Source organism: Micromonospora sp. NPDC047793 (assembly GCF_040642635.1).
GTDB lineage: Bacteria > Actinomycetota > Actinomycetes > Mycobacteriales > Micromonosporaceae > Micromonospora.
In genome coordinates this window covers 72,349-89,421 of sequence record NZ_JBEYSG010000019.1, presented here as the reverse complement: position 1 = coordinate 89,421, position 17,073 = coordinate 72,349, and the positions used below count along the sequence as shown (strand labels likewise).

Genomic DNA, 17,073 nt, shown 5'->3' with positions numbered 1-17,073 from the left:
GCCGCCTACCACATGGTTCGGAATCGGCCCGGACGGAGTCTGGATCACCTGCCTGTCGTGCGTAGCGGCTCCCGCTGGGCGCGGGCGATGCCCTCGTGTGCGTGTTCCTGTTCGTCGTGGTCGCCGGTCGCGGTGGCGATCGACAGCGCGGCGGCGTGCCGGGCCACGGCCTCGGTGGTACGGCCCACGACCGTCAGTACTTCACCGAGGATGTTGAGTGCGCTCGCCTCCCCGTAGCGATGCCCGATCGAACGCAGGATGCGGATCGCCACGGTCAGGTCGCCGACGGCCCGCGCGTGGTCGCCGCGAATGCCGTGCACCCGGCCCAGGTTCGTGAGCGCGACGGCTTCGCCGTAGGCGTGTCCGGCCGCGCGGAAGATGTCGCGTGCCGCCGACAGATGCCCGGCCGCCTCGTCGTGCCGCCCGAGGCTGGTGCACACGTCGCCGAGGTTCGTCAGGGCGCTGGCCGCTCCGACCGCGGCACCGGCCTCGCGGAACAGGGCAGTGGCGCGAAGCAGTTGGTCGTACGCCTCGCCGAGATGGCCCGGGCGGGTATTGGCGTTGCCGAGGTTCACCAGCGTAGATGCTTCGCCGTACCGGTCGCCGGCCTGGCGGTAGGCGGCGAGCGCGGCCCGTTGGTGCGCGGCGGCGTCGTCGCGGCCGAGACGTTCGTAGACGATGCCGAGGTTGGACAGGGCCCGGGCGGCGCCGAGTTGGTCGCCGCACCGGTTCAGGATCGCGACAGCCTCGGACAGGTGCGTCTCGGCGAGTTCGTAGCGGCCGAGCAGCCGGTGTACGGCACCGATGTTGGTCAGCGCCACGCCGTGTCGGGCCGGGTCGCCGCTGTACTGTGCCGCTTCGAGCGCGTAGCCGTGCAACGCCTCGGCGTGGGTGTAGCCGCCGCCCTCGAGGTGGCGGTAGAGCGTGGCGGCGAGGTCGGTCGTGAACTGGGGGCGGTCGTGTTCTAGCCCGGCGGCGGCGGTGGCGACGAGGCCGGGCAGTTCCGCGTCCAGCCAGGCACGTGCCGCAGCCTCGTCGGGAAAGCTCTGCGCGCGATCCACCGCCGGGCGGTGTGCCCGGTCGGCGGGGTGCAGCCGGTCCATCGCTGCCGCGGTCGTGGCGAGCAGGTGGGCGTGCAGCCGGTCGATGGCCCGGCCGGGATCGTCGGCGGCGGCCAGCTCGACGGCGTATGCGCGCAGCAGGTCGTGCATGGCGTAACGGCCGGACGGTTCGGCGCGTATGAGGTGCTTGCGGGCCAGCAGTTCGAGGTGTAGCGCGGCGTCGGTGCGCGTCATGGCGGCGAGCGCGGAGGCGGCGTCCTTGTCGAACGACGGGCCGGGATGCAGTCCGAGGTGCCGGAACAGCCGGGCCGCCTCCGCGGGAAGCTGCCGGTAGGACCAGGAGAACACCACTCTTACTGCCGCCCGCACGTCACCACCCGGATCCAGTAGCCGCAGCCGCCGCTGCCGGTCGGCGAGCTCGCTCACCAGCCCGGCGAGCGGCTCTGCGGGCCGGAACGCCGCGAGTTCGGCCGCGACCCGCAGGGCCAGTGGGAGGTGTGCACACTGCCGAGCCAGGGCGGCCGCGGCCTCCGGTTCCTGATCGATGCGTACGCCGACGAGCGAGCGCAGCAGCTTCAGCGCCTCCGGGAAGGAGAGCAGATCCAGCATGAGGCGGCGGGCGCCGTGCAGGGCGACCAGTCCGGCGAGGCTGTCCCGGCTGGTGATGAGGACCGTCGCGGCACCCGTACCCGGGATCAGGGGCCGGACCTGGTCGACGGAGGCGGCGTTGTCGAGCAGGATCAGCAGGCGGCGGCCCGCTGTCTCGGCCCGGTACCGGGCGGCCCGGCGGTCGAGGTCGGTCGGGATGTCTGCGGCCAGGACGCCAAGGGACTCCAAGAGGTGTCCGAGCGCGGACCTGGCCGAGACGGGACGGCGCGGATCGTAGCCACGCAGGTCCAGATGCAGTTGCCCATCGGGAAACCGATCGCGTGTGCGGTGTGCCCACCGCACCGCCAGGGTCGTCTTGCCGACCCCGGCGGTGCCGCAGACCACGCCGATCCGGATCGCCGTGCCCTGGTCGCTGACCAACTCGTCCAAGGCGGACAGCTCGGCCTCGCGTCCGGTGAAGCCGGCGGCCTCCGCCGGAAGCTGGTTGACCGGCGGCGCGGTGGGGGCTGTGCCGGCCGGTGAATCCAGCGGCGGTACGGGTGCCTCGTCATCGAGTACACGCAGGTAGGCCGCGACGAGGTCCGCCCCTGGGCCGACGCCCAGTTCCTCGGCCAGGTGCCGGCGCGCGACGTCGTAGGCAGTCAACGCCTCGGCACGCCGACCGGTGGCGTGGTACGTCAGGATCAGCCGCGCCTGCACCGCCTCGTCCAACGGGTGTGTCGCCGCTTCCTCACGCAGCAACGGCAGGGCCCGGTCGCCGGATCCCAGGGCCAGCATCACGTCGGCGTAGCGGGCCACCGCCGCGCGGCGTTCGTCGAGCAGCGAGCGGACCATCGGATGCCCTTCGAGCGCGGGCGCATCGGCGAACGGTGCTCCCTGCCACATGTCGAGCGCGTCGGCAAGCTGCGCCGCGACGCTCCGGCTGTCGCCGTGTCGGTCCGCTTCCGCTGCGGCGGCCAGCAGGTCGTGGAACCGGTCGAGATCGACCGCGCCGGTCGCCAGTCGCAGCGCGTACCCGCCACCGACAAAGGGCAGAACCGTGCTGGGCAGGTGGGCTCGCCGGTCGGGTTCGAGGAGCCGGCGTAGATGCTTCACATGGGTCTGGATCACGTTGGTGGCGCTGGGGGGCGCCTGTGCGCCCCACAACACGTCGACGATGCGCGAACCCGGCAACGGGCGGCCCTTCGCGAGCACGAGCAGACCGAGCACGGCGCGACGGCTGGCCGGACCGAGGCCGATCTCCGTGCCATCGCGCCAGAGCCGGATGGGACCGAGGACCTGGATGACAAGCAATCCGCACTCCCTCGCAGCAATGCTCGAGGTCTTCATTCTCGTGCGTCATCCAGCAAGATTCCAGATAGATCGGCGACGTTGTCTGCCCCTGCGGGAGCGGGACGGTCCTCAGGGGACACCGTCGAAGCAGCCGGGGGCCGCGATGACCGCGGCCCCCGGCTCGTCATCCTTAGAGCGGGCATCCACTCGGATAGACCTGGCGATCGCATCCGCCCGCGTTTCCGAAGCCGTCGACTGTCAGCTCGTTGATCGGGTGGAAGTAGTAGTAGACCGGGCTACCGATCGGTCCGGGCAGCCACAGCGCGATCGTGAACTGCCGACCGCTGAACTGCGTCGTGACGACCTCGGCGAATCCGTTCAGTATCCACCGGCGGGTCGTGTTGCGGTTCAATGCGCCACCGACCGAAACCTGGTAGGCGCGGTTGATCCAGACGGCGCCCTCGGTGGCCTGGTAGAAGACGACAGGCAGCGTCGTCGCGTTGTTGTCGATCGGATAGCACCACTCCACCGTGAACGGCCAGTGCACGAGCGTCGTGTCGCCGGGGCCGTACACCCCGTCGCCGTTGTCGAAGAAGATCACGTACGCCGAGTTGTAGACAGGACACGTCACCTGGATCGGATCGGCGGACATGCCGCTGCGGGTGTCGGGTACCGTCTTGGTCGTCGCCTTACCTGCGGTTCCTTCGATGACAGTGGCCGTCTTGATCTCCGTCTTGCCAGCGGTCACCTTCGTCGCCTCCGACGCCGGCGCTGGTGCGGCGACGCCCGGCGAGGCGAAGCCCACCGCCACGGTGACCATTGTCGCCAGCAGCACGGTCGTGCGCCGTTGCCATGAGGTCGTGGCCATCACGCGTCTCGCCCCAATCCACATTGCCCGTTCTCGACACCGACGTTGGCCATCAGACGCATTCTCATCCGATCTCCTTTCGAGGTGGCCTCTCCCCTATTGCTGACGAAGGTTCCACTGTCCACTGGACAGATGCTGGACAGATGCTGGACATCGACGATCAGCCCCCTGCACCGGTGGACGCGGCCGTTCACCAGGGTCGTCGTCGCCGCGACGACGGTCGGGTTGGATCTGACGAGCCCCCGGGGGGCACGGGTTGCGGGAGCCGCCGATCCGACTGTGGGATCACCCATAGTCGTCGGACCTTCACAGCCGGTCTCGACTCCCCGATCCTTCATGCGTGACAATCGATCGCACCACGCTCGCCGCGGTCCTGACCGTCGCGATGCTCGTACCGCCGTGGGTGGCAACCCCGGCCTCCGCCGCCGGGGCCCGCCCCCCGGCCCGGACGTTGCCCTCGGCCGCGATGGCCGACCTACCCGGCCAGCCGGATCTGGGGGTGGCCAACCGGTTCGTCGCCGGGGAGGGGCTGCCCGACTGGTCCCGAGCCGGATACCTGGGCGGCCAGGTCCCGTCCGCCGGATACGTCACCGGGGCGGCCCCCTGCCGCATCGAACCGTCCCGACTGGCCAGCCAGTTCGGGGTGGTCCCCGACGACGGGGTGGACGACAGCGCAGGCCTGCAACAGGCCATCGACACGATCCGCTCGGACTGCTCCCCCACCGCCAGCCACTACCGGCTCTCTCTGATCGAGCTACCCGCCGGCCGGCTCGACGTCTCCCGGCAGATCTCCGTTGACGCGAGTTTCCTGCTGCTGAAGGGGCAGGGCTCCGGCACCGGAGGCACCCGGGTGGTGTTCCGCCCGGACACCAACACCCGGTACGACACCCTCAGCTCCGACGGCAGCCGCTGGGAACCGACCACCATGACCTGGGGCAGCGGCAACGACACCGGTCGGGGCGGCTGGATCTGGCCGGGCCGGGCCCTGTTCAAGGTGCAGAACCGGGAGGTGGCCACCCGGTACGCCGACGAGTGGCAGTCCGCCCCGGCCAACCGCAAGGACCTCTTCGAGGGTTCGGTCAACCAGCACTGGGTCTCCGGGATCCGGGTCGCCGCCCGCTCCGCCGACCCCGGGTTCTCCGCCCGGGCCGGGCAGAGCGTGATCCAGTTGGTGAGCAACGCCGACATGGGCAAGTTCAGCCTGGGCGGGCACGTCTGGGTGGGAGCGGCCAACAGCATCAAGTTCTACGAGGAGCAGGGGCTCAGCTACGCCGAGCACGGCAGCATGTTCGAGAACCTGCACATGCGCCAGCAGATGTTCCGGGTCGTCGGTGTCTCCGGCAGTGCGAAGACCATCACCCTGGACCGGCCCCTGGAGTTCGACCTGCCGGTGGACTCGGTCTCCGACGGCTCCGCCCCGCTGCTGACCGAGACCCCCTTCCAGAGCAAGGTGACCCCTCTGAAGGTGGTCGAGGGGGTCGGGTTCGAGGATTTCGCCTTCACCCAGGACATGACCGGGCTGCCCAAGGTCGGCGGCGGCAGCTACGCCCTCTCCCCCGCCGACGCGGTGCACAACTACGGCAACCTGGCACCGGAGTACGCCATGCACGGCGTCCTGTTCAAGTGGGCGGCCAACAGTTGGGCCCGGGGCCTCAACGGCACCATGACCGGCTCCCACCCCCTGGTCACCGAGGTCGCCCGGAACCTGCACATCGAGGGGAACACCTTCGACGGGGCCTGGAACAAGGGCAAGGGCGGCAACGGGTACCTGCGCGGCAGCCGGGTCTGGGACTCCCTGTACGCGTACAACACCAGCCGCAACCTGCGGCACTTCACCTTCCAGTGGTCGGCCAGCCGGAACGTCGCCTTCCGCAACGACCTGGACTCCGACCTCAACCTGCACGGCGGCTGGGAACGGTACAACCTCTTCGAGGGCAACACCGTGCGGGTGCCCTACGAACACCGCTCCGGCAGTTGCACCGCCAACTGCGGCGGGGAAGGGGGTGAACTCGACGACGGCACCTGGTACCCGATCTGGTGGGGGGCCGGACCGAAGGCGATCAAGTGGTCGGGCTCCACCGGGCCGCAGAACGTCTTCCACGGCAACATCCTGACCAAGCAGGCCACCCCCGGGGGTCCCTTCGCGCCCTACACCCCCTACTCGGCGCAGAGCCCCGGGGTGCCCGCCGACGCGGTGCACCAGTTCGGCTCGGACCCGGCCCACCCCGCCCGGTTCCGGCACCTGACCCAGTCCGGCGCGGTCATCCCCGACTGGTCCGGCCGGGAGACCCTGGACTACTCCGGCGGTCAGGGGGTGGTCCAGCTGGCCGACCGACGCCGCCCCTCCCTGTTCCTGCACGACGCCGGGCAGCTCGACCCTCGGCAGGACGAGGCCCACAAGGCAGCCACCTGGAACATGCAGGGCGCGGGGTCGCGCGCCGACGGCTCCTATGACAACAAGTACACCAGCGGACTGCTGCGGTTGTTGCGCGACGCGGAGGTGGTGGCGTTGCAGGAGGCCGGCAGCCCTCCGGGGGGCGCCCACCACCTCGCCGACCACCCGCAGCTCGACTTCGTGCGCCAGGACCCGCAACACGGCCTCTTCACCCCCGACGTCGAGGAGTACCGGTACGGCGGCACGAACAGTCGCCCCGGGGGATACCTCTACTGGCTGTGGACCGACACCAACCCAGAACCCGCGGGCCGGGTGAACCTGGCGATCGCCACCCGGGAGCGGGTCGACCCGGCCGGGATCGTCGTGGTGGCCAGCCCGTTGGGAGGTCGCCCCGCCCTGGGGGTCACCGTCGGCGGGACGGTCTTCTTCAGCCTGCACGGCTGGTCCCCCGGGGGCAACGACCTGCCGGGGCTGCTGGAGGCCATCCGGGTCCGGATGCTCACCGCCGGGCCGAACAACACCCCCCGGGACTGGGTGGCGATGGGGGACTTCAACCGACACCCGGACAACCTCGCCGCCGTGCTGGACGCCGCCCACTTCGCGGTGCACACCCCCGCAGCCGCGACCCACCCCTCCACGAACCCGACCGCACTGCTGGACTACGCGGTGGTACCCCGTGGGGTGGCGGCGCCCCGGGTCACGGGCAGCACGGTGCGCACCGACATCGTTCTCTCCGACCACCTGCCGGTGCAGTTCGACCTGGTGCTGCAGGCCGCCGCCGAGCCCCGACCCCCGGTGGCCGAGCCCCCCTCAGGGCAGGGGATCCTGCTGCGCAGCGCGGACACCACCAACGTCGTCGACATCGTCCACAACGGCACCAGCCACTTCCTGGTGGACTCCCCGTACCACAGCGGCTTTCAGCAGAAGTGGTCCCTGATCCGCAGCGGAGAGCACCCCGGGTATTACCAGATCATGAACCTGCTGACCGGCAGCCTGATGGGGCAGGCAGAGGGAGCCCGGGACGGCTGGGTGGTCCAGTGGCACCAGGAGGCCCTGGACCAACTATGGTGGCCCGATCCGCAGGAGGACGGCACCTGGACCCTGCGTAACCGGGTCACCGACCAACTGCTGACCGTCGTGCCGGAGCTGGGGCTGCTCGCCGGCCGGGATCCCGACGGGTCGGCCCGGCAACGCTTCTTCCTCCAGTCTGAGGCCGAGATGACCGACCTGCAGGAGATCACCCACTACCCGCTGGAGGGCACCCACGACCTGGTCGCCGACGTCTCCGGGGAGAGCACCAGCGTCAACACCCCGATCATCCTGTATCAGGAGACCGACGGCACCAACCAGCGGTTCATCCGGATCCCCGCCGGGTCCACCGGGGACACCCCTTGTTACTACCTGGTCAACGGGGGCCGGTACCTCAGCTCCTCGGCGACCGGGAACGCCACCTTCGGGGCGGGGGTGACCCTGCAGGACTTCCGCCCGGACACCGACGAGTACCTGTGGTGCGTGCGGCAGGAGGGGGCCTCCTTCACCCTGGCCAACCGGACCGAGGTCAACGGGGTGCCGACCGACCTGTACCTCACCGAGCACGGGTACGGTCAGCAGCTCACCGTCGACCCCTCCGGCCCGGGGCCGATCCAGACCTGGGTCTGGGAGGCGGCCACCAGCTGATCCCCTCCCGGCCGGGCCCCCACGACAGGGACCCGGCCGAGGTGGGCTCGTCCGGCCCGCACTCCACGGTGCGCAGCCGGCCGTAGGTTCCGGTCAGCGGGATGTTCCACAGCCGGGTACCCCCGCAGGGCGGCCACGGAGAGCCGGTAGAGCGTGGCTGCGGGTCATCGGCTGGTTGGCGTGGCTATGCGGGCTGGGCGTGTGTAAGTGTGGCGTAGACGATGATGTTGTCGCGGTAGCTGTCGCGTGCGGTGTCGAATGGGCCGCCGCAGGTGATCAGCCGCAGTGCGGCGTGGTCCACGGGGCCGTAGACCGCTTCGGTGGGGAAAGTGTCCTTGGGGTGCCGTTCGGTTTTGGTGACGGTGAACGTGGCCCGGCTGCCGTCTTCGCGGTCGACGGTAAGGGTGGCGCCCGGCGCGAGTGCGGCGAGGTCGTGGAAGCTGCCGTCGTGGCCCTTCCAGTTGACGTGGCCGGCGAGGACGGCGGGCCCGAGGGCGCCGGGTGTGGGTGCCTTGGTGTACCAGCCGACGTCGGTGGCGGTGTCGGGCACCTGCATGGTGCCGTCGGGTTGCAGTCCGAGCGGCACGGTCGGGGCGCTGACCTTCAGCGACGGGATGGATACCCGGGTTGGCGGTGAGCTGGGCATCAGTGGACCGGTGGTGAGTTCGTCGCGTTGGCCGCCGGATGAGGCGGCGGCGTCGGCCTTCGGCGGCGGCGGGGCGCCGGTGGGTACGTCGCCGGACGAGCAAGCCCCGGCGCTGATGGTGGCTATCGCGGTGAGGATGGCGGTGACCGCCGGGAGCGTACGCCTCCGGCGGTCACCGCCACGCGTGGCGAGCCGGGTGATGGTCATCGTGCGTTCCGGTCAGTTCTGCCGCGCCAGGCGGCGACGCGTCACGGCCAGGCCGGCCACACCGAGCAGCGCCAGACCGCCGATCGCATACAGGCTGAGGGCTCCGGAGCTGATGCCGGTGCTGCCGTCGCCGGTGGCGACACCGCCGGCGGGGACGGAACCGGCGGCGGCGCCGCTGACCATGCCGCAGGTGGCCGGGTCGGTGGCTTCGGCCGGGATGCCGTTGACTCCGACCGATTTGGCGAAGGTCGATTCACCGAGGGCTTCCATGTCGTACTTGCCGTTGCCGTTGGCGTCGATGCCGTGCTGCACGATGTGCAGGTCCTTGAGGTGCTCGATGGTGCCGGCGGGCAGTTCCGCCGCCGGGATGGTGCGTTCGTAGGTCAGGTTGCCGTCGGCGTCGGCGGTGGGCATGCGGTCCACGGCCAGGCCGCTGGCCTTGGTCGTGTCTCCGGTGGTGGTGAGGGAGATGAAGATGTCGCCGTACATCTTCAGGCCCTCCTCGGTGCTGACGTATCCGTTGCCGTCGGCGTCGGCGGACTTGTCGGGGCAGTGGAAGTCCATGCCTTTGGCCGCGCCGTGGATGTGCTGCGCGTGTGGCGAGTTCGGTGTCATGCCCTGCGATCTGATCTGCACCTTCAGGTCGCCGCCGCTGGTGGCGGTCAGCGTGGCGGTGCCGGTGGCGCCGGTCTCGTTGAGGTCCAGCAGCTTCACCTGGACGCTCTCGTCGGCATACGCCGTCCCGGGGAAGGCGAGGATCAGCGCCACTGCGGGCAGGGCGAGCAGGCTACGGGTCAGTCTCACGAAAGGTCTCTCCTATCAGGTGGACCCGGCCGCGGCGCCCGGGTGTCGTCGTCGGGTGTTCGGTGCGGCGGCCGAGCCGGATGGGTCCGGCACGCACAAATCGCTCACGCGCTGCGACGGAAGCTGCCGGACAGGACGCGGTAGACGGATTCGCTGTCGGTCCAGGTGGCGTCTGGGGTCACCCAGGTCAGTGCGTACGCCTTCCCCGGGCTGGTGCCGTTGACCAGCAGTCGACGGGCGTGCCGCCGTTCGCCGTCCGGTCCGTCCCAGGCGTACTCCCACTCGGCGGCGCCGCCGGGCCGGATCAGCGGGCCGATGCTGATCCTCGTGTAGCCGGGCAGCGCGCCGGCCTCGGTCAGGCGGTCGGCCTCGGCGCTCCAGTGGTCGCTCGGGATCGTCCGTCTCTGCACCTGGAGATCCACGGCCAGCAGTCGATCCTGGTGTGGATCCTGGAGGCAGACGACGTCACCATCGGTGAAGCGGAGCCACCCCGGGGGTACCGCGATGCCGAAGCCCTCATCGTCGGCGTGCCACGACCAGTCCGGCGGCACGGCACGGTCGCCGCGTGCGGACGCGTCCTCGGACACCATGCGAGGTGGTTCCTGAGCTGGGGCCAGACACGGTGCCGCGGGTATCGTGCTCGCCGTGGCGCCGACCGGGGCCTGCCCGCCGTCGTCGGCGGGTGTGCCGCCGCCGGTTCCGGTGACGGCACTGTGAAGGCCGTCGAGGGTGCGCTGCGCGCCGACCACGGCCAGGCCGCCACCCGCTGCCAGGGCGGCGACCGCGACCACGAGGGTCAGCGCGCTGCGCAGGCCCGTCCGGCCGTCGGCCGTGGCGAGTGCCCGCAGCCGCGCCGTCGGTGTGTTCCGGTCGGCCGGAGTGCCGCTGTCGGGTAGCACCTGCGTCGTGTCGCCGGACCTGGTGGCGGGAAGCACCCGGGTGCGGGCGTCCGGCCAGGTGGTGGGCAGTGCGCGGGTCGTGTCGTGGGCGGCGTCCGGCAGTCCCGGCTGAGGGCTGGGGTCATCGGCGGGTGCGACGCGTCGCGCGTGCGGGTACGACGACGCCAGCACCGGCCCGGTGATCTTCCGCAACCTGCGGGTCACCTCGGCGGCACCCATCCGCTGGCGTACGTCCCGTTCGAGCAGTCCCTCGATGATCCGTGCGAGCGGGCCGGCGCGCTGCATCCGGTCCGGCGGGTCGGTGGCCAGCGCCATCAACGTCTGCACCAGCCCGGGGCGGCTGTAGGGCGGGCGGCCCTCCACGGCGGCGTACAGGGTCGCACCGAGCGCCCACAGGTCCGCCCCCGGCGAGGAGACGCCGTCGCGGACCCGCTCCGGGGCCACGTACTGCGGTGAGGTGGTGATGCCCCACGACTGGCTGACCGCCGCCACGCCCTCGATCACCGCGGACCCGAAGCCTCCCAGCAGGGCCCGCCCGTCGGTGGCGATGAGCACGGTGCGGGGGGTGACGTCGCGGTGCAGCACCCCCGCTCGATGCGCGGCGCCCAGCGCCCCCACCAACTCGATCCCGATCCGCGCCACCGCGTCGACCGGCAGTGGCCCGTCGTCGGTGAGCACCCGATGCAGGGATCGCGAGGGAACGTGCTGCATCACGATCCACGGCTGGTCCTCGACCGTGATGACGTCGTAGACCCACACCACGTTCGGGTGCACCAACTGGGCCGCCGCCTGCGCCTCCCGCAGGGTCCGCTCCCGCAGCTCCGCACCCTCCCGCTCGGTCAGACCGACACGGAACAGCACCTGTTTGACCGCGACGTCGCGGTCCAACAACTCGTCCCGTGCCAGCCACAACCGGCCCGCGACACCTTGGCTGATGCATCGGATCAGCCGATACCGCCCGATAAGCTGCGCATCCTCCATCACGAGAGGTCTTCGTAGCCGACGGCTGGCCGGATGGGTGTCGAGGTCACGTCGACTCCATCAGGAAAGATGTGGCGGATAGTGACCCTGCCGCGACCGGCGGTGCGGCAGGTGGTGGCGACCCATCCGACCGGGCATCCCGCGTCGAACCGAACGGGAGCGGTATGCGTGCACGGAGAGGGGACAGAAGATGGCGGAATCCGACCAAGGGCGGGCTCGTCGATGGCGACCGCTGCACGTGACTCCGCCACCACCACCGAGCGTGGAGGAGCTGTTGCAGCGGGTGGGTCGTGGCGACGAGGAGGCATTCGCCGGCTTGTTCGACGCCGTCACCGGCAAGGTTCTCGGCCTGGCCCGGCGGGTGTTGCGTGACCCGCAGCTCGCCGAGGAGGTCGCGCAGGAGGTCATGGTGCAGGTGTGGCGTACCGCGGCCCGTTTCGACGCCGATCGTGGTTCCGGTCTCGCCTGGGTGCTGACGCTGGCGCACCGGCGTGCGGTGGACCGGGTCCGTTCGGAGCAGGCGCTGGCCGACCGGACGCAACGTGTCGCGGCGACGGACGTGGAGGTGCCGCACGACCAGGTGGCCGAGGCGGTCAGCGCCCGGCTGGATCGGGAGCAGGTCCGCCGCTGCCTGGGGCGGTTGACCGACCTGCAGCGCGAGGCGGTGACGCTGGCCTACTACGGCGGCTACACCTACCGGGAGGTCGCCGAACGGCTGGACACGCCACTACCCACGGTGAAGACACGGATGCGGGACGGACTGATCCGGATGCGCGACTGCCTCGGCGTCACGATGGGAGAGCGGGCATGAACAGCGACATCCACACCCTCGCCGGCGCGTACGCCCTCGATGCCGTCGACGAGGTGGAACGAGCCGGGTTCGAGCGGCACCTCACCGCCTGCGACACCTGCCGCCTGGAAGTGGCCGAACTACGGGAGACCGCCGCCCGCCTCGCCGACGACACACCCGACGACACGGCACTGCCCGCAGGACTCCGAGAGCGGACCCTGGCGCAGGCGGCCCGAACTCCCCAGGAACGCCTCACCACCGCCGAGAGCCGCCGCACCGCCTCGACGCCGCGATGGCGGCAGTGGGTCGCCGCCGCCTCGATCGCCGCCGTCGCAGCAACCGGCGCGAGCGTCGTCACGTGGGCGGTCGTCGACGACCGCGATCGGCAGGAGCAGCCGGGCGACGATCGCATCCGCCAGATCGCCGAGGTGGTCGCTGCCGGCGACGCGCGTGTCCACCAGGAGGCCGTCGACGGCGGCGGCAGCGCCACCGTGGTGTCGTCCGCGCAGCGAGACCAGGCAGTCGCCGTGCTGCGGGAACTACCCGATCCAGGTGTCGGCCGGGCCTATCAACTGTGGCTGATCCCGTCGGCCGGAGCACCGCGTACAGCCGGCCTGCTCCCCGCCGGAAACACGGCCACGACCACCCTCGTCGGCCCGCTGACCGACGTCGCGGCGTTCGGCGTGTCCAACGAGCCCGCGTCCGGTTCGCCGGCACCGACTGACGTCGTCGTCCTGGTGGCACTGCGGTGAGCGGGGCGGCACTGGTCTGAGACACCGTGAACGGGTCGGCACGAAGAAATTCGCGTTCGGCGGCCATCCGCCCGGCGTCGGGCTCCGAAGCACCGGTGAACGCACCACCAACCCCGGATGCAAGGAGCTCACATGTCTCGGCGTACGTTCGTCGCCGCCGGCGCGATCGCCGTTCTTGCCCTGTCCGCTTGCGGTAACGGCGACAGCAGTACCGACACCGCTGACACCGGCACCGCCCCGAGCATGTCGGCCAGTGCCCCCATGGCGTCGCCGTCGGCGGCGGCGGCCCAGTTCGGTCCCGGCTGCGCCGCCGTGCCCACCGACACGGCGGACCCGGGCAGCTTCGAGGCCATGGCCAAGGTGCCGGTCGCAACCGCCGCCTCGGGCAACCCTCTGCTGTCGACGCTGGTGACCGCCGTGGACAAGGCCAACCTGGTCGACTCGCTCAACAGCGCGCAGGGCATCACGGTGTTCGCACCGACCAACGACGCGTTCGGCAAGATCCCCAAGGCGGACCTGGACAAGGTCCTCGCCGACGACGCCACCCTGAAGGACGTGCTGACGTACCACGTGGTGGAAGGCCAACTGTCCCCGGACACCATCGCCGGCACACACGAGACCCTGCAGGGTGACGAGCTCACGGTGACCGGCAGCGGCACCTCGTTCACCGTCAACGACACCTCGATGGTGGTCTGCGGCAACGTCTCCACCGCCAACGCCACCGTGTACATCGTCGACACCGTCCTGATGCCCACGAGCTGACGATGTCCACACCGACCGCGCCCCGGCCGGCAGACCGCCGGTCGGGGCCACGCCCCAGACCCCACCGGTGGCGTCCACGCGCCGTCCTGGTCGGCGTGCTGAGCGCCGCCATCGCACTGGGCGTCGCCCGGCTGTTCGCCGCGTTCCTCGGCCCGGCCTCCGATCCGGTGCTGGCCGTCGGCGCCACCGCCATCGACGCCGCCCCCCAACCCGTGAAGGCGTGGGCGATCCGCACCTTCGGCACTGCCGACAAGCTCGTCCTTCTGACCGGTGTCTACGCCGTGCTGACCGCTGCGGCAGCGGCGATCGGGGTGGCGGCGTTCCAGAGGCGCCGCTACGGCCTACTCGGACTGGCCGCGTTCAGCGGCATCGGCGTCACCGCGATCCTCACCCGCCCCACCGCCACCGCACTGGACACCCTGCCGACACTCGGCGGCGCGGCCGTCGGCGCCGCCGCGATGCTGTTGCTGCTCCGCACCGCCACGACCAACTCTCCCGGCACCGCTGGACGGCCCCGACTACTCAACCGCCGTCAGTTCCTCGTCACCGCCGCCGGCACCACCGCGACCGCGGCCGGTGCGGCCACCGCCGGGACGACGCTCGCCGCCCGCAACGCCGCCGGCAGCCGCTCCCGCGCCACCGTCGTCCTTCCCGCCCCGATGCAACCCGCGGCGACGCTGCCCGCCGACACGTCCGCCGGAGTGGACGGCGTGGCACCGTTCATCACGGCGAACCGGGACTTCTACCGCGTCGACACGGCCCTCACCGTCCCGCAGGTCGACGTCGACCGCTGGCGGTTGACCCTGGAGGGCGCCGTCGACCGACCCCGAACGTGGCGTTTCGACGAGCTACTGGCCCGGGGCCTGATGGAACGCGACCTGACCCTCAACTGCGTGTCCAACGAAGTCGGTGGCCCCTACATCGGCACCGCCCGCTGGAGCGGGGTGCCACTGGCTCCCCTGCTCCGGGAGGCCGGCATCCGACCCGGCCAGAACCAACTCGTCAGCCGGGCCGTCGACGGCATGACCATCGGTACCCCACTCGCGGCGATCCTCGACGGCCGCGACGCCATGCTCGCCGTCGCCATGAACGGCGAACCTCTCCCCCTGGACAACGGATTCCCGGTACGCATGCTCGTCCCCGGCCTCTACGGCTACGTCGGCGCCTGCAAATGGCTCACCGCGATGACCGTCACCACGTTCGACGCCTTCGACACCTACTGGGTCGAACGCGGCTGGGCACCCGACGCACCGGTCAAGACCGCATCCCGCATCGACACCCCCAAACCCTTCACCCGACGCCCCGCCGGACCAGTCATGATCGCCGGGGTCGCCTGGGCCCAACGTCGCGGTATCACCGCCGTGCAGGTGCAGATCGACGACGGGCCGTGGCAGACCGCGCGCCTCGCCGCGGGACCGTCACCAGATCTGTGGCGGCAGTGGGCGTACCGCTGGGACGCCACACCCGGCAGCCACACCATCCGCGTTCGCGCATCCGACAGCACCGGCACCACCCAGCCGGAACAACGCAGGACGCCATACCCCGACGGCGCCACAGGCTGGCACAGCATCACCCTCACCATTACCTGAAACCCACCTAGTCAGGCTCTGAGCTGCGGAAGTTGCGCAGGCGCAACAAGCTTCTGGAGCAGGAGAACGAGATCCTGCGTCGGGCGGCGGCGTTCTTCGCCCGGGATATCTCCCCAAAATGATGTACCCGCTGGTCGGTGAACTCCCCGCCCACGGCATCACCGCCGGCCCGAACCGGGTCGCGCGGCTGCGCTCACAGCAGCGCATCTGGTCGGTGTTCGCCACATGTAAGGGGCTCACGCGGCGGGCCGGACCGCCGGTGCACGACGACCTCGTGCACCGCCGGTTCACCGCCGACGCCCCGAACCAGGTGTGGCTGACCGGCATCACCGACACCTGCGGTTCCCTCGGCTCGCTCGGCTGGACCGCGAAAGCCTACGGAAAGTAGCGGGAGGACCTCCGTGAGCCCGTCCGAGACCAGCTGCGCGCGGACGGGCTCGTCCGCACTCACCACGGCGCCGTGCCGGCGATCCTGACCCGGGATTGTCGACACGGCGCCGTGGTGAGTGCGTGCGTGGGCTCCGGCAGTTCTGGGTAGCAGGCGGCCTTCGCCGCGTCCCCGGCATTCGGCCATAGTGAGTTTCCTCACCGTGGAGATTATGTGAGGTTTCGGGCGTATTTGTGGTGCGCACGTGACGGACGGGACACAGGGCATTCAGCTCCGTCGGTTTGCCGGACATTGGCGAAATATCCACCGTGACTGGCCGTTGAAGAGCCGTGACGACCACGGGCCCGGACGACGCGGTCCTCCGCCCACCGACAGACGGCTGACCTGCCGGAAGGGACCTGTTGCGATGTCCACGTTCGCCCCTGACCGTCACCCGATGCCCTCGTACGACCGGTATCCCTCGCTGTCCGTGGTGATCCCGGCCCGCAACGAGGCCCGGAACCTGCCGCACGTCTTCGCGCGTCTGCCCCACGGCGTCGCCGAGGTGATCCTGGTCGACGGCGGCTCGGTCGACGGCACCGCCGATGTGGCCCGCGAGCTCTGGCCCTCCGTGCGGGTGATCGAGCAGACCCGTACCGGCAAGGGCAACGCGCTCGCCTGCGGCTTCGCTGCGGCCACCGGCGACATCGTGGTCATGATCGACGCGGATGGTTCGACCGACCCGCAGGAGATCCCCAGCTTCGTCGAGGCTCTGGTGTCCGGTGCCGATTTCGCTAAGGGAACCCGCTTCCGGCACGGCGGCGGAAGCGACGACATCACCCCGCTGCGCCGCTGGGGGAACCGTGCGCTGAACGGCATCGTCAACGCCCTCTTCGGCACCCGCTTCACCGACCTCTGCTACGGCTACAACGCCTTCTGGCGGGATCTGGTCCCGGCCATGGAGCTGCCCCACCCGGCGTCGACGCCACCGCCCAAAGGCAAGCTCTGGGGCGACGGGTTCGAGATCGAGACCCTGATCAACATCCGGATGGCCGCCGCCGGCTACCAGGTACGTGAGGTGCCGAGCATCGAGTACCTGCGGATCCATGGCGAGAGTAACCTCCACACGTTCCGCGACGGCTCCCGCGTGCTCCGCACGATCCTCAGCGAGTTCCGCCGCGCCCGGCGCGGACGCCACCAGGACTCCGGCCTCGCCAACCATGCCGCGCACGCCGCCTCCGGTCCCGCCGCACCCGCCACGAGACAAGTCCGCGTGTCCCTCCCCCGGCCCGCCCCGACACCCGTGGCGGCGACCCTGCACCACGCCGGTACCGCCCCCCTCGGCCAGCGCGACCACGGCGGCCAGGACACCTGGACCGAGGAGGTGCGCTGAG

The 17,073-nt window shown here is 70.9% G+C and carries 11 protein-coding genes and 1 pseudogene; 7 read left to right on the top strand and 5 right to left on the bottom strand.

Features of this window, described 5'->3' with window-relative positions; genetic code table 11:
- Nucleotides 1-44: 44 nt before the first annotated feature.
- Together ABZ738_RS27760 and ABZ738_RS27755 are read right to left on the bottom strand one after the other, a co-directional pair.
- A complete protein-coding gene (locus ABZ738_RS27760; protein ID WP_236145705.1) occupies nucleotides 45-2,963 on the bottom strand; it encodes a tetratricopeptide repeat protein in 2,919 nt (972 codons plus the stop codon).
- Nucleotides 2,964-3,132: 169 nt separating this feature from the next.
- Complete coding sequence (locus tag ABZ738_RS27755; RefSeq protein ID WP_131052948.1) at nucleotides 3,133-3,810, bottom strand: hypothetical protein; 678 nt, start codon at nucleotides 3,808-3,810, stop codon at nucleotides 3,133-3,135.
- A 340-nt stretch (nucleotides 3,811-4,150) separates the two neighbouring features.
- Here ABZ738_RS27755 and ABZ738_RS27750 point away from each other — a divergent pair, with 340 nt between their 5' ends.
- On the top strand, nucleotides 4,151-7,882 hold the full coding sequence (locus ABZ738_RS27750) for an RICIN domain-containing protein (RefSeq protein ID WP_357217927.1): 3,732 nt from the start codon (nucleotides 4,151-4,153) through the stop codon (nucleotides 7,880-7,882).
- 184 nt (nucleotides 7,883-8,066) lie between these two features.
- Here the strand turns inward: ABZ738_RS27750 and ABZ738_RS27745 are convergent, their stop codons facing one another.
- The 3 genes from ABZ738_RS27745 to ABZ738_RS27735 form a co-directional block, all read right to left on the bottom strand.
- The gene (locus ABZ738_RS27745) at nucleotides 8,067-8,735 is read right to left on the bottom strand and encodes a class F sortase (protein ID WP_131053520.1); all 669 of its coding nucleotides are present in this window, start codon (nucleotides 8,733-8,735) and stop codon (nucleotides 8,067-8,069) included.
- Nucleotides 8,736-8,747: 12 nt separating this feature from the next.
- Nucleotides 8,748-9,539, bottom strand: a complete 792-nt coding sequence (locus tag ABZ738_RS27740; RefSeq protein WP_357217923.1) for a hypothetical protein — start codon at nucleotides 9,537-9,539, stop codon at nucleotides 8,748-8,750.
- Between the two features lie 104 nt (nucleotides 9,540-9,643).
- On the bottom strand, nucleotides 9,644-11,419 hold the full coding sequence (locus ABZ738_RS27735) for a serine/threonine-protein kinase (protein WP_357217920.1): 1,776 nt from the start codon (nucleotides 11,417-11,419) through the stop codon (nucleotides 9,644-9,646).
- A gap of 190 nt (nucleotides 11,420-11,609) precedes the next feature.
- Here ABZ738_RS27735 and sigK point away from each other — a divergent pair, with 190 nt between their 5' ends.
- From sigK to ABZ738_RS27705, 6 genes and pseudogenes are all read left to right on the top strand, one after another.
- Nucleotides 11,610-12,230, top strand: a complete 621-nt coding sequence (gene sigK, locus ABZ738_RS27730) for an ECF RNA polymerase sigma factor SigK (protein WP_357217917.1) — start codon at nucleotides 11,610-11,612, stop codon at nucleotides 12,228-12,230.
- Nucleotides 12,227-12,961, top strand: coding sequence for an anti-sigma factor (locus ABZ738_RS27725; RefSeq protein WP_357217914.1), 735 nt, complete (start codon nucleotides 12,227-12,229; stop codon nucleotides 12,959-12,961). Before sigK ends, ABZ738_RS27725 begins: the two co-directional genes overlap by 4 nt.
- Before the next feature lie 132 nt (nucleotides 12,962-13,093).
- On the top strand, nucleotides 13,094-13,723 hold the full coding sequence (locus ABZ738_RS27720; protein ID WP_357217911.1) for a fasciclin domain-containing protein: 630 nt from the start codon (nucleotides 13,094-13,096) through the stop codon (nucleotides 13,721-13,723).
- Between the two features lie 95 nt (nucleotides 13,724-13,818).
- Nucleotides 13,819-15,312, top strand: a complete 1,494-nt coding sequence (locus ABZ738_RS27715) for a molybdopterin-dependent oxidoreductase (RefSeq protein WP_357217908.1) — start codon at nucleotides 13,819-13,821, stop codon at nucleotides 15,310-15,312.
- A gap of 38 nt (nucleotides 15,313-15,350) precedes the next feature.
- Nucleotides 15,351-15,646 (top strand): annotated as a pseudogene (locus ABZ738_RS27710) (IS3 family transposase); the annotation flags it as partial.
- Nucleotides 15,647-16,136: 490 nt separating this feature from the next.
- Nucleotides 16,137-17,072: a glycosyltransferase family 2 protein gene (locus tag ABZ738_RS27705; protein WP_357217905.1), complete on the top strand. Its 936-nt coding sequence runs from the start codon at nucleotides 16,137-16,139 to the stop codon at nucleotides 17,070-17,072.
- Nucleotide 17,073: the final 1 nt, after the last annotated feature.